Below are 13,143 nucleotides of genomic sequence, written 5' to 3' on the forward strand. Positions count from 1 at the left end.
CAAGCAGGGCGGCCACGCCCGTCCTGAGATAGTGCAAGAAACCCGGTGGAGCAAGGAAAAGCGTCAGGCCGCGCTGTCTCTGACGACGGGATCGATGCAGTGGAGGCCGGTCAGGAATTCGTCGGCGCTGCGTTCCCAGCTGAAGCTGCGGCCATGGGCGGCGCAGGCGACACGGTCACAACGCAGCGCAGCCGCGATGGCATCCTCCAGCCGTTCCGACAACGCGCCGGTTTCGGGCGTCACGATGTCCACCGGCCCGCTGACCGGATAAGCCGCGACAGGGGTGCCGCATGCCAGCGCCTCGATCATGACGAGGCCGAATGTGTCGGTGCGGCTGGGGAAGACGAACACATCGGCGCCCGCATAGGCGCCTGCCAGTTCCTCACCGAAGCGCGGGCCGAGGAAATGCGCGTCAGGATAGGCGTGCTCCAACTGGGTCCGCGCCGGGCCATCGCCGACGACTACTTTGCTGCCGGGGTGATCATTGGCAAGGAATGCCTCGAGATTCTTCTCGATCGCGACCCGGCCGACATAGAGCTGGATCGGGCGCGGGAGATTGGCGAATATCGCTGGCGGCGTTGCCACGGATGTGAAGGCGGACAGGTCCACGCCCCTGCCCCATGGCCGCACCTGCGCCAATCCATGGGCGCGCAACTGCTGCCTCACCGATCCGGTAGAAACCAGCACCGCCCGTGCGGGACCATGAAACCAGCGAATGTAGGACCAGAACCAGCGCGCGGGCAGTCCGGTTCGCCGTGACACATAGTCGGGAAAATGCGTGTGATAGGCGTTGGTGAAAGGCACCCCGCCACGCAGGCACCAGCGGCGCGCGGCAAGGCAAAGCGGTCCTTCCGTCGCGAGATGGACGGCGTCCGGCTCAAAGGCGGCGATCGCATCACCCACCACGCCCGATCGCACGAAGGCCAGGCGGATTTCGGGATAGGTTGGACAGGGGAAGGAGCCATAGAGATCGGGCGAGATGACCTTGACGGCATGCCCCCGCGCCTCCAGCTCCGACTGAATGGTCTGGAGCGTTCGGACGACGCCATTCACTTGAGGCGACCAGGCGTCGGTCACGATGACGATGCGCATCAGGCGGCGATCCTCACCTGATCGCCGACGGCGCGCGCCGCGACTTCATCAGCCCAATGCAGCACCTCCATACGGCCGTCAAAATGTTCGACCAGAGCGGTGCATCCTTCAACCCAGTCGCCGTCATTATAATATTGGATGCCGCCAATCTCCCGCATCTCGGCATTGTGGATGTGTCCGCAGACTACGCCATCGACGCCGCGTGATCCGGCCTCATGCGAAACCACTTCTTCAAAGCGGGAGATGAACGCGACGGCGTTCTTGACCTTGTGCTTGGCCATTTTGCTGAGCGACCAATAGGGCAAGCCCATGCGCTGGCGCACGGCATTTACCACGACGTTAAGGCGCATCAGCAAACCGTAGGCGGCGTCTCCCACGAAGGCGAGCCAGCGGTGGGCCAGCATGATCGTGTCGAACTCATCGCCGTGCAGGACGAGCAGCTTACGGCCGTCGGCGGTCTCATGGATCGCTTTGCGCCTGATCTCGACCCCGCCGAAGCTCAGGCCCGTGAATTGGCGGAACATCTCGTCATGGTTGCCGGGAATATAGACGACGCGGGTGCCGCGCTTGGCTCGCTTCATGATGCGCCACACCACGTCATTATGTGCAGCGGGCCAATAGAAGCGCTTCTTGAGGCGCCAGCCGTCGATGATGTCGCCGACCAGATACATGGTCTCGCTATCGACACTGTCGAGAAAATCGATCAGCAGCTTTGCGTTACAGCCACGCGTGCCGAGGTGGATGTCCGATATCCAGATGGTGCGGAACCGGCGACGCTTGCCTGCATGTTCCGGCGTGTCGAAGCGATGAGTGCCTTCGTCCATGTCGGCCAGAAAAGGCAAGCGCGTGATGGCATTCATGATGCGACCCTTGGAGCTGTTGTCCTCGGGGCCGAATCCTTAGTCGCGCAATGTTACATTCCCGCAGCGAATGTGACGGAAATGCTACCTTCTGTGGCTTTTCAGACCGTCAGTACGATCTTGCCGAAATGCTCCCCCGCGTCCATGCGCGCATGCGCCTGTGCTGCCTGCGCCAGAGGAAAGCGCTGATCCATCGCCGGGCAGAGCTTTCCTTCCTCCACAAAATGCCAGACCTCACGGATCAGTTCATCGGCCACTAGGCTCTTGAAACCGGACGAGCGCGGGCGCAGCGTCGATCCGGTGAGCGTCAGCCTGCGCGTCATCACCGTTGGCAGGAAGATTTCCGCCTTCGCCCCGCCCAACACCGCGATCGACACATGGCGGCCATCTTCGGCAAGGCACTGGAGATTACGCGGCACATAGTCGCCGCCTACCATGTCGAGCACCGCCTGCACGCCTTGGCCAGCGGTAACTCGCTTCACCTCTTCGACAAAATCTTGGGCACGGTAGTTGATGGCATGATGCGCGCCCCAAGCCTTCGCCTGCTCGCATTTCGCTTCGCTGCCACAGGTGACAATGATGGTAATGTCGAAGAGCCGACAGAGTGAAATCGCCATCGTGCCGATGCCGCTGGTTCCACCATGCACCAGCACCTTGTCGCCTCCGACGACATAAGCCCGTTCGAACAGATTGGTCCAGACGGTGAAGAGCGTTTCGGGCAAGGCTGCCGCGTCGACAATGTCGTAGCTATCCGGCACGGGAAGGCATTGGCCCGCAGGCGCCACCGCATATTCGGCATAGCCTCCACCCGTTAGCAAAGCGCATACGCGCTGGCCGATCAGTTGCTCCGCGCGGCCGCCAGCCGCAACGATCGTGCCAGACACCTCTAGCCCCGGAATGTCGGAAGCGCCGGGGGGTGGCGGATACTTGCCCTGCCGCTGCAACACATCGGGCCGGTTCACGCCTGCCGCCGCGACCCGGATCAACACTTCATCCGCCGCCGGAACAGGGATTGGCCGACGCTCAGGCACCAACGCTTCAGGGCCGCCGGGAACGGGGATAGCGATAGCCATCATCTCATCAGGCAGCGCCGTCTCAACCCGCATGATGATTAGTCCCCAGCAACGATGTTAAACCACAGTTGAAATCGACGAGCGGCATCAGGGCCTTATTGACAGACCAGCCTTCGCGGTCAACATTGGCATGCATGGACATGGACGACGATCTGCCTCGCAAGATTGATGATCCGCTGGCCCAACTGCTTCGACAGGATTTGGGTCCGCTGTCGGTTGCCGATCTGGAAGAGCGCGTCACGGCGCTGGAGGGCGAAATCGCCCGGACCCGATCAAAAATTGAAAGCGCCGTTAACCACAAATCAAGTGCAGAGGCGTTATTCAAGCGATGAACCCGCGCACCGCCCCCAGCGGCCCTGACAAGGGTCTTAACGGGTGCGGGCAGTCTGGCAATTCCGGCGATCAGGGACCCCTCCTTGATCCGCCGTCGAGCAATGCCGACATATGGTTCAAGTCAGCCCCTCCTTGGGGCTCAGGAGTAGAATAGAAATGCCATCTTTCGCACCCGCCCTTGAAACCACGTTGCACAACGCGCTGACCCATGCGTCGGAGCGCCGCCACGAATATGCGACGCTGGAGCATCTGCTCCTGGCGTTGATCGATGACGAGCATGCTTCGAAGGTGATGCAGGCGTGCGGTGTAGAGCTTGGCGAACTTGGCGACGCCGTCACCCAATATCTCGACAGTGAACTCGACAGCCTGAAAGTGGAAGGGTCAAGCGACCCCTCACCCACCAGCGGTTTTCAGCGCGTGGTCCAGCGCGCCATCCTGCACGTGCAATCTTCCGGCAAGGACGAAGTGACGGGAGCGAATGTGCTCGTCGCGCTTTTCTCCGAGCGGGAGAGCTATGCCGTCTATTTCCTCCAGCAGCAGGACATGAGCCGTCTCGATGCCGTCAGCTATATCAGCCACGGTGTCGGCAAGGGTACTGCCGCTCCCGAACAGAGCGCCGCCAAGGGCGCCCCGGAAGAGGAAAAGAAGGCGCAGGACAGCAAGGGCAAGAAGGACAGTGCCTTGGAGCAGTTCACGGTCAACCTCAATGAGAAGGCGATGCGGGGCAAGGTTGACCCGCTGATCGGCCGCGCGGCCGAAGTCGATCGGACCATCCAGATCCTGTGCCGCAGGTCGAAGAACAACCCGCTTTATGTGGGCGATCCCGGCGTCGGCAAGACCGCCATCGCGGAGGGTCTGGCGCGCAAGATCGTCGAGGGTGAAGTTCCCGATGTCTTGAAGGAAGCGGTGATCTACTCGCTCGACATGGGCGCGCTGCTTGCGGGTACGCGCTATCGCGGTGACTTTGAGGAGCGGTTGAAGGCGGTCGTGACCGAGTTGGAGAAGATGCCGCACGCGGTGCTCTTCATCGATGAGATCCATACCGTCATCGGCGCTGGCGCAACCAGCGGCGGCGCGATGGATGCGTCCAACCTGCTCAAGCCCGCCTTGTCGGGCGGCACGATCCGTTGCATCGGCTCGACCACCTACAAGGAGTTCCGCAATCACTTCGAAAAGGACCGCGCCCTGCTGCGCCGGTTCCAGAAGATCGACGTCAACGAACCGACGGTCGAGGACACGATCAAGATTCTCGCCGGGCTGCGTAGCGCTTTCGAGGAACATCACAACGTCCGCTATACCCCTGATGCGATCAAGGCTGCGGTTGAGCTGTCGGCTCGCTACATCAACGACCGCAAGCTGCCCGACAAGGCCATCGACGTGATCGACGAAGTCGGCGCGATGCAGATGCTGGTGGTGCCCAGCAAGCGCAAGAAGACGATCACCCCCAAGGAGATCGAGCAGGTCATCGCGACCATGGCGCGCATTCCGCCCAAGACCGTGTCAGCAGATGACAAGTCGGTATTGGGCTCGCTGGACACCGACCTGAAGCGTGTCGTCTTCGGCCAGAACCGGGCGATCGAGATACTGTCCTCCGCGATCAAGCTGTCGCGGGCGGGCCTGCGCGATCCGGAAAAACCGATCGGCAGCTACCTCTTCTCCGGCCCCACCGGCGTCGGCAAGACGGAGGTTGCGCGTCAGCTCGCCAATTTGCTCGGCATTCCGCTCCAGCGTTTCGACATGTCGGAATATATGGAGCGCCACTCGGTCAGCCGCCTGATCGGCGCGCCTCCGGGCTATGTCGGCTATGACCAGGGCGGTCTGCTGACCGATGCGGTCGATCAGAATCCGCACAGCGTCCTGCTGCTGGACGAGATCGAGAAGGCGCATCCGGACCTGTTCAACATCCTGTTGCAGGTGATGGATAATGGCCGCCTGACCGATCACCATGGCAAGACGGTGGACTTCCGCAACACCATCCTCATCATGACCACCAACGCTGGTGCGTCGGACATGGCGAAAGAAAGCATCGGCTTTGGCGAACTGACCCGCGACGACGTGCAGGAAGATGCGGTGAAGAAGCTCTTCACCCCCGAATTCCGCAACCGTCTGGATGCCATCGTTCCCTTCGGCTATCTGCCGCCGGAGATCGTGGCGCGGGTCATCGACAAGTTCGTGCTGCAACTCGAACTGCAACTGGCCGACCGCGACGTCCACATCACGCTGGACGATGATGCCAAGGGCTGGCTCACCAAGAAGGGCTATGACAAGCTCTACGGCGCCCGCCCGATGGGCCGCCTGATGCAGGAAAAGATCAAGCAGCCGCTCGCCGAGGAACTGCTGTTCGGAAAGCTCGTCCATGGCGGCGAGGTTCATGTCCGACTGAAGGACGAGGCGCTGGCCTTTGAAATCACCCCGGCCGCTCCGAAAAAGGGCAAGAAGGGTGGCAAGGCGAAGCCCGCGGAATCGGCGAAGTAAGCAGGCCAAGGCACGAGATATGAAAGGGCGGCTCCCCACGGCCGCCCTTTCTTTTTGGGCAAAACCTGCGAGCGTCAGGAGTATCGCATCCCCCTCCCGCAAGCGGGAGGGGGTTAGGGGGTGGGCAAGCGCAACATCAAAGTCGATCTGAAACGGCCACCCCCACAATCAAAATTCCATTGGCCGACACCACCAGCATTTGCCAATCTGGCGCCCGCAAATTCCTCACGAGGGAAGAATAACATGGCCAAAGACATCACCTTCTACACAAACCCCATGTCGCGCGGGCAGATCGCACGCTGGATGCTGGAAGAAGTTGGCCAGCCCTATGACATGATCATCCTGGACTATGGCACCACCATGAAGGCGGCCGATTATCTCGCCATCAATCCAATGGGCAAGGTTCCCGCCATCGTCCATCGGGGCAAGGTCGTGACGGAAGCCGCCGCGATCTGCGCTTATCTGGCCGACGCTTTCCCCGCCGCAGCCCTGGCGCCTCCGCCGGATCGGCGGGCGGAGTATTATCGCTGGCTGTTCTTCGCGGCAGGCCCGGTCGAAGCGGCTGTTTCCAACAAGGCGATGGGCCTCACCGTTCCTGAAGACCGCGAACGCTCCATGGGCTACGGCAACTATGATCAGACTCTCGCAACGCTGGAACAGGCCGTGTCGGGCGATCAATGGATTTGCGGAGGCCAATTCACTGCGGCCGACGTCTATGTCGGCTCCCAGATCGACTGGGGATTGAGCTTCGGCACGATGGACAGCCGCCCCGCTTTCGAAACCTACGCCGCCCGCCTGCGCGAGCGCCCCGCTTACAAGCGGCAGAAGGAACTAGACGGCGCCCTCATCGCCCAGATGCAGAAACCGGCCTGAACCCTCAAACCCTTGCATAGCAAAAGGCCCGGCGGATCGCTCCACCGGGCCTTTTTAATTCGTCTACAAAGTCGCGATCAGCGGCGATCGCCCATGAAGCGCAGCAGGAACAGGAACATGTTGATGAAGTCGAGATAGAGGTTCAGCGCCCCCATCACCACCGACTTGCCCATCATGTCCGTGCCCGCAACGTGGGCGTAGATGCTCTTGATCTTCTGCGTGTCATAAGCGGTCAGGCCCGCGAACAGCAGCACGCCAATGAAGCTGATCACCATGTCCATGGCGCTCGACCGCAGGAACAGGTTGATGAGCGACGCGACCAGCAGGCCAACCACGCCCATGATCAGGAAGGTGCCAAAGCCCGAAAGATCCTTCTTCGTCGTGTAGCCCCACAGGCTAAGGCCAGCGAAAGCCGCCGCCGTCGCGAAGAAGGTCTGCGCCACCGAAGTACCGGTATAAACCAGCAGAACGGAAGAGAGCGACAGCCCCATCATTGCGGCATAGGCCCAGAACATGGCCTGCATAGCAACCGTCGACAGACGGTTGATGCCAAAGCTCATGATCATCACGAACGCCAGCGGCGCGAGCATGATCACATATTTGAGAATGCCGGGGCCAGCCAGGATCTGATAAGCCAGCCCGCTCGACGCAAACAGCATGGCAACGATGCCCGTCAGCAGCACGCCGCTCGCCATATAATTGTAAACCGACAACATATAGCTGCGCAGGCCAGCGTCGAAAGCCTCGCCGCGCGCAACCGTCGTCCCGCCGAAACCGGCAATGTTCGAGCGGGGGTCAGACCAATTGGCCATGAGATAATCTCCTTCACCGGCGCACTCCGCCGACATCGCTATTATCGCGATATCTGGCCGCTAATTCAAGGGAAGAGCGATTGGAACGCTCCAACGACGTAGGATGGTTTCCCGGCTTTCTCTTCCAGCGCACCTACTCCACCCTTCCTCCGCTTCCGCTGACACAATTCCCCATGCTCGCTATAATGGCCTCATGCACCGCTTGTTCGTCGCCATTCGCCCGCCTGAGCCGATCCGGGCGCGCTTATTGTCATTGATGAGCGGCATCGCTGGCGCGCGATGGCAGAGCGAGGATCAACTGCACCTGACGTTGCGCTTTGTCGGAAACGCCGACCGGCACCAGGCCAACGACCTCGCCGAGGTGCTGGCAGCCGTGCGCTTCGCTCCTTTCGCAATCTCCCTGTCCGGCCTTGGACAGTTCGAGCGCAAAGGGCGAACCGACACATTATGGGCAGCCGTTCACCCTCACGATGCGCTCGACCAACTCCATCGAAAGATCGACCGCACCTGTGTCGCGGCGGGCTTTCCGGCTGAGCAACGCGCCTACCTGCCGCACATCACTCTGGCGCGCTTCGGCCGTGACGCAGGCAGCACGGACGGGTTCCTGACCTATCATGCCGGACTTTCCAGTCCTCCATTTCTGGTGGATGAATTTGCCCTTTTCGAAAGCCACCTGACGCAGAATGGAGCGCATTATGAGATGGCGGCGGTATATCCCGCCGACCCCTCCGCTCTCTGAAATCCTCTTCCGCCCGCCGTCTTCAACCGACGGACAAGATGCCACAGGCGATGCGCCCGCCTGCGTTACCCGCAGGATCAGTCTTGTTGTCATCCGCCTGCGCATGGATCACGATGGCGGCACCATCAGCGTCCAGGACCGCATCGGTTCCGCCGCGCAAGGTCGCGCCGGAGACCACAAATTCCATTCGCCCAGTCCCATCCGGACCCGCGGTCAGGTTCGGCATGTCTCCCATGTGCATGCCTGCCGGGTTATCCCGGCCATGTTGGCGCGCGGTTGGATTCCAATGGCCGCCCGCGCTGGTGAAGTCGGGCGGCGTGCATGTTCCGGTCATGTGGATATGGACCGCATGAACACCAGGCGTGAGCCCGCTTGCCCGAACATCGACATGCAGGCCGTCCGTCGCTTGCGTAACCTTCGCTTCGCCCCGAGTTGACCCGTCCGCAGCCAGCAAGACGGCGCGTGCATTTGGCACCCCGGCTGACGCGGAATTCACAGCCCCGCCATCCCCGCTCGTGCAGGCCGTAAGGCAAAGTGCGAGAGGCGCAAAGACGATTAGGGCGTTTTTCATGATCAATGCACTCCCGGTGAAAAATCAAAACATCGTGCGCAAAAGCGGGAAACTGTATTCGGCAAAGCCAACGTGGCAACAAATAACCAAGTGCGCATCCCGCGTTTGATCTAATGCGGCGCACTCTCACTGGCGAACGCGGCAAGATGCCATTTGTTGCGCATATAGTAGCGATCTCCCCAACGCTGACGGCCAGATGGTGAAGATACACCCGCTCGCTGGTCGATGCGCCTGATCACCGCAAAGGAAAAGGGGCCGGTCTTTCGACCAGCCCCTCAACCTAGTTCCATCCGCGAAGATGGAAATCTTGCTTACTGACCGGAACCCGGACCGTAAGTGATTTCCACGCGACGGTTCTGCAGTTCGCGAACACCGTCGGCGGTTTCGACGCGGGGGTTCGATTCACCAAACGCCTGGGTCGTGATCACGCCGTCAGGAATACCCTTCGACGAGATGTAGGCCTTGACCGCGTCAGCACGGCGCTGCGACAGGCCGACGTTGTACGATGCCGAACCCGAGCGATCCGCATAACCTGCCAGCATGACCTGGGCGCTGCCGCAGTTGCTGTAGGCCGAAACCGCGTTGTCCAGAATGGTGGCGGCGTCAGGCGTGATGTCCGATTTGTCCCATTCGAAGAAGACGATGTACGGCCCAGGGCTGCACTCAGCGACCGGCGGAGGCGGCGGCGGAGGCGGCGGGGGCGGCGGCGGAGGCGGCGGGGGCGGCGGAGGAGCAGCCGGTTCACCACCGAAGTTGTAGGTCAGACCCAGCAGAAGGCTGTGCGTACGCAGCTTGGTGGTGACATCGCCACCGGCCACGCCCACCGCAGTGGTGAAGGCCGGAACCAGGTCGATGTTGTCCTGGTTGAAGAAGCGATACTTCAGCGAGACGTCAACATTGTTGGTCAGCGGATAACGAACGCCCGCAATCGCCTGCCAGGCGAAGCCGGTGTCGCTGTCGTTCACCAGGTCGTTGGCCAGCTTGGCGCGCGAAACGCCGACGCCGCCACCGACGAAGCCCTGCAGGCCATCGTCCGAACCGAAGTCAAGCAGACCGTTCAGCATGAACGAAAGGGCCGACGCGGAACCGCCGAAACCGCTGTTGTCCAGGTCAACCTTGGCGCGCTTGTAACCAGCTTCGGCTTCAAGACGGAAACCGCCGAAGTCGTAACCGATGACCGCATCAGCGTCCCAACCCTTGTGGTAATCGACATTTTCCAGCGTGGTGCTGGCAGTGCCAAGACCAGTCGTCGGATCGATACCGGGGGTGAAAGTGATGTCCTGATCTTCAACGATGGTAACGCCGGAATCGATACCGATATACCAGCTGTTATCACGCGCCAGGGCCGGGGTGGCCAGGGCGGAGGAGGCAAGCACAGCCGCGAGGGCAAGCTTCCGCATTTGAATTCCCCTTTCAAAAGTGTCACGAAGGACTGCTGAAACCATGTATCGGCAAGAAAGTTTCATGGCAAGTCCACAATTGGTGAAACTGTTGCTCAAATGCATCACCCGCCTCCAGAAGCCCGGTAGCCTAAGCATTTCCGTGCACCTCTATTGTAAAAGCCGGACATGCCACAAGTCATGGTTCGATCAGTCCGTGACTGCGCATCGCATTTAATATCGCGACCAGGGAACTTCTCGCCTCACTGTCGATGGAGCTTCCGCCCACGGGGTTGGCTATGGCCGGTTGCCGGGCTCCCGCAACCCGCTCGCCCCCGACATAGAAGCCGTCGCCCCGCACCGCTGCATCCTGCCAATCGCTGCCATCGAAATACATCATATGGCCTCGATCCACGACCCACAGCGTCAAGCCTGCACACGGGGCGGCAAACCGCCAGCCACCCCCTGTCCAGCAGGCGACCGACCCATCTTGCCCGAACCAGCTTCCTGAAGCGCCATCCGCCACGATCCAGCACTGGCCGTCGTCGGGCGAAGTTGGCGGCACATCCTCGTCCGCGCTTTCGACCGCGCCATGCAGCAGCATGTCGATCCGTGCCAGCGCCTCGTTGTGAAAGACTTCCTTCTGTGCCTGCCCGGCGAAAAGGTGGGGCAAGGCCCAGCGGGGCGTCGCATCGCTCGTCATGATCGAACTTCCTTTTTCCAATTTTCGATTATCAAAGCGGCAGGACGATCCGCGTCGGCCGTCCCAGAGCAAAAGAGCCGATCTGCCGCACCTCGATCGTCAATGCGCCGCCGCCGTCCGCGTCGAATGCGTCCGCGTCATATGCCCATGACGGCGATGTGGTTTCGACCCGGCGCATCAGGGCGCCATCCGCCAGCACGCGCAGTTCGTAACGCTCGCTTTCCTCGCCCAACGGCACATCCGCCCCACTGATCCAGCGCCAGCCATTTCTGCTCCGCCGGACCCAGCTCAGATTCCATCCGCCCGACCCGTCGGCAACGGCGCGAAGGTGAACGGGCGCCACCGGCGTTACCGCTTCCCCGCTGACGGTCATCTCTGCCTCCACCGGCTCCCCATCGCCAATCCCGACCGCCGAAAGCCGCAATGTGCTACCGATCTCGCCATTGCCCAAACCTGCAAAAGGTTCGGCCAGCCGCTCTTCCTCGATCAGCAGAAACGGCTCGCCAGCGACATGCCCACCCATCGCCCATTCCGTCCCGAACAATCCCCGCCGCAGTCCCTTCAGCCGGAAGCTCGCCGCCCCCGTCTGCACCGCGCGGGAAAATTGCAGAAGCTCCCGTCCAACCATGCAAAGATTGCGCCCCTGCGCCAAAGCCGCCTCGTCCGCGTCGCCCAGTTCCATGTCCGCCGCCAGCAGCGTAACATGCAGGCTGTTGACCAGATCGATCAGGGCGCTGTTCCCCGGCCCCAACGCCTCGTCGGCCTCCCCCATCACGGCGCGGGGCGCGGTGCGGCCGACCGGATTGGCTTCCCCTGTATCGCTCATCACGAACAGGGCCGCGTTCCTCCACCCTTCCCCGCCACTGGCCGCCGCAGCGATCAACGGCGCGGTGGCCGCCGCCTCCCGCAGCGGTGGAAGGTCAGTCAGCATCAATATGGTAGGTCCATGCGGCGCATCCGTTTGCCGCACGATCGCGCCGGAGGACGCTCCCGCAGGCAGGACGCCCCCCGCCCCCGGCACCCGCCGCAGCGCCAACCGAACGGCCATAGCTTCCCACTCCCGTTCCTCTACCCGCCAGCGGCCCGGCATGGCCTCGACCGTCACCAGATCACCGGGCTCATGGCGCAGCGCTTCCCATCCGCAACGCAGCGTCATGGCCGATCGGCCCGTCCAGTCATGACCAAGATGACGGGCCGCCAGACGGCGCGCAGCATCGCCCGACATGGTGACCGGCAGATCGATCCCGCGTTCGACCCGTCCTGCGCCCGGCCGACTGACGCGCTGCACCCCCGCCTGATAGTCCCGCGCCGCATCATAATGGCGCAGCGACAGGGCCAGCGGCACCGCATCGGCGCTCTCCCCCGACTGTTCGACGGCATCGATGGCACGGCCATTGATACGCTTGCATAGAGCGCCCGCGCCGATCTCACCACCCGTCTCATCGCCCCCCGTGCCGGTCAGCCGCAGTCCGTCCTCATCAGCAACAAACGCAAGGTCCCATGCCTCCACCAGCGGACCAATCGCATCAATCACATCAGCTCCGCCCGCCGCGAAGCCATCGACGCTTCCGTCTGCGGCGGCAGCAAGCTCGCCGCCACTCAGATCCACGGCCACGGTCGCGATCGTCACCACCCCGTCATCCGCCTCCACCTCAAAGGTCAGCGACGGAATGCGGTTCCCAAAATCGGCGAGTTGCAAATCCTCGAACACCGCATAGGCGACGCCCCGATGCCCCGGCGTCCGGTCAACACCCTCCGCAGAAGCGATGAGCGGATCGGCAGCCTGATCCTCGCCGCCCAAATGCAGGCGGAACGCGCTCAACCCCGACTTGAAATCCCCGCCCACGCCGCGCAGCAAATTGCCGTCCGCCCAGATGCGCCGCACCGCTCGCACCCTGCGCGCCGACAATGCGACGGCGAAACTGGCCGAATAGCTGTAGCTGGTAACGCTCGGCCGCCCCTTGCCGCCGCCGCTCCTGTTGCGCTTTTCCTTAAGGTCGGTCGCCCAGATCACCGAACCGGCGGCCCGCATCGTGCCGAAGAGCTTCGGGATCTGCGCGCCATAGCTTGATGTCTGCAACTGCAACTCGGTCAGCCGCCTGCCCTCGCGCCCCTTCGGTTTGAACAGCACCGCCTGATCCAGACTGCTGCCGATCAGCCCGCCGATCGCACCGCCCAACGGCCCGCCGATCGCCGTGCCCAGCGCCGTCAGCACTAAAGTCGCCATGTCTGC

The 13,143-nt window shown here is 62.2% G+C and carries 12 protein-coding genes; 4 read left to right on the forward strand and 8 right to left on the reverse strand.

What is annotated here, in order from left to right:
* Positions 1-63 precede the first annotated feature (63 nt).
* From AC6JBC_RS10025 to AC6JBC_RS10035, 3 genes are all read right to left on the reverse strand, one after another.
* Complete coding sequence (locus tag AC6JBC_RS10025; RefSeq protein ID WP_498024063.1) at positions 64-1,092, reverse strand: glycosyltransferase family 4 protein; 1,029 nt, start codon at positions 1,090-1,092, stop codon at positions 64-66.
* Positions 1,092-1,952 carry a UDP-2,3-diacylglucosamine diphosphatase gene (locus AC6JBC_RS10030; protein ID WP_498024065.1) on the reverse strand — a complete coding sequence of 287 codons (861 nt, stop codon included), beginning with the start codon at positions 1,950-1,952 and terminating at the stop codon, positions 1,092-1,094. Before AC6JBC_RS10030 ends, AC6JBC_RS10025 begins: the two co-directional genes overlap by 1 nt.
* Positions 1,953-2,053: 101 nt before the next feature.
* Positions 2,054-3,058: an NAD(P)H-quinone oxidoreductase gene (locus AC6JBC_RS10035; RefSeq protein ID WP_498024066.1), complete on the reverse strand. Its 1,005-nt coding sequence runs from the start codon at positions 3,056-3,058 to the stop codon at positions 2,054-2,056.
* Between the two features lie 101 nt (positions 3,059-3,159).
* Between AC6JBC_RS10035 and AC6JBC_RS10040 the strand changes: the two genes are divergently transcribed.
* From AC6JBC_RS10040 to AC6JBC_RS10050, 3 genes are all read left to right on the forward strand, one after another.
* Positions 3,160-3,357 (forward strand): DUF1192 domain-containing protein, encoded by a 198-nt coding sequence (locus AC6JBC_RS10040; protein ID WP_464788346.1) that lies wholly within the window; start codon positions 3,160-3,162, stop codon positions 3,355-3,357.
* 157 nt (positions 3,358-3,514) lie between these two features.
* A complete protein-coding gene (gene clpA / locus AC6JBC_RS10045; protein WP_498024067.1) occupies positions 3,515-5,833 on the forward strand; it encodes an ATP-dependent Clp protease ATP-binding subunit ClpA in 2,319 nt (772 codons plus the stop codon).
* 243 nt (positions 5,834-6,076) lie between these two features.
* Positions 6,077-6,706, forward strand: a complete 630-nt coding sequence (locus AC6JBC_RS10050) for a glutathione S-transferase family protein (protein ID WP_498024068.1) — start codon at positions 6,077-6,079, stop codon at positions 6,704-6,706.
* A 77-nt stretch (positions 6,707-6,783) separates the two neighbouring features.
* Here the strand turns inward: AC6JBC_RS10050 and AC6JBC_RS10055 are convergent, their stop codons facing one another.
* Positions 6,784-7,518, reverse strand: a complete 735-nt coding sequence (locus AC6JBC_RS10055; RefSeq protein WP_498024069.1) for a Bax inhibitor-1/YccA family protein — start codon at positions 7,516-7,518, stop codon at positions 6,784-6,786.
* Positions 7,519-7,711: 193 nt separating this feature from the next.
* Here AC6JBC_RS10055 and thpR point away from each other — a divergent pair, with 193 nt between their 5' ends.
* Positions 7,712-8,257, forward strand: a complete 546-nt coding sequence (gene thpR, locus AC6JBC_RS10060) for an RNA 2',3'-cyclic phosphodiesterase (RefSeq protein ID WP_498024071.1) — start codon at positions 7,712-7,714, stop codon at positions 8,255-8,257.
* Positions 8,258-8,279: 22 nt separating this feature from the next.
* On the opposite strand, the gene AC6JBC_RS10065 is transcribed toward thpR, so the two are convergent.
* The 4 genes from AC6JBC_RS10065 to AC6JBC_RS10080 all read right to left on the reverse strand — a co-directional run bounded on the left by AC6JBC_RS10065 (position 8,280) and on the right by AC6JBC_RS10080 (position 13,137).
* Positions 8,280-8,828, reverse strand: a complete 549-nt coding sequence (locus tag AC6JBC_RS10065) for a superoxide dismutase family protein (protein ID WP_498024073.1) — start codon at positions 8,826-8,828, stop codon at positions 8,280-8,282.
* A gap of 311 nt (positions 8,829-9,139) precedes the next feature.
* Positions 9,140-10,228, reverse strand: a complete 1,089-nt coding sequence (locus tag AC6JBC_RS10070) for an OmpA family protein (protein WP_498024074.1) — start codon at positions 10,226-10,228, stop codon at positions 9,140-9,142.
* A gap of 178 nt (positions 10,229-10,406) precedes the next feature.
* The gene (locus tag AC6JBC_RS10075; RefSeq protein WP_498024075.1) at positions 10,407-10,910 is read right to left on the reverse strand and encodes a DUF2793 domain-containing protein; all 504 of its coding nucleotides are present in this window, start codon (positions 10,908-10,910) and stop codon (positions 10,407-10,409) included.
* 31 nt (positions 10,911-10,941) lie between these two features.
* Positions 10,942-13,137, reverse strand: a complete 2,196-nt coding sequence (locus AC6JBC_RS10080) for a phage tail protein (RefSeq protein WP_498024076.1) — start codon at positions 13,135-13,137, stop codon at positions 10,942-10,944.
* Positions 13,138-13,143 lie beyond the last annotated feature (6 nt).

This window comes from Sphingobium sp. RC1, from assembly GCF_059738765.1.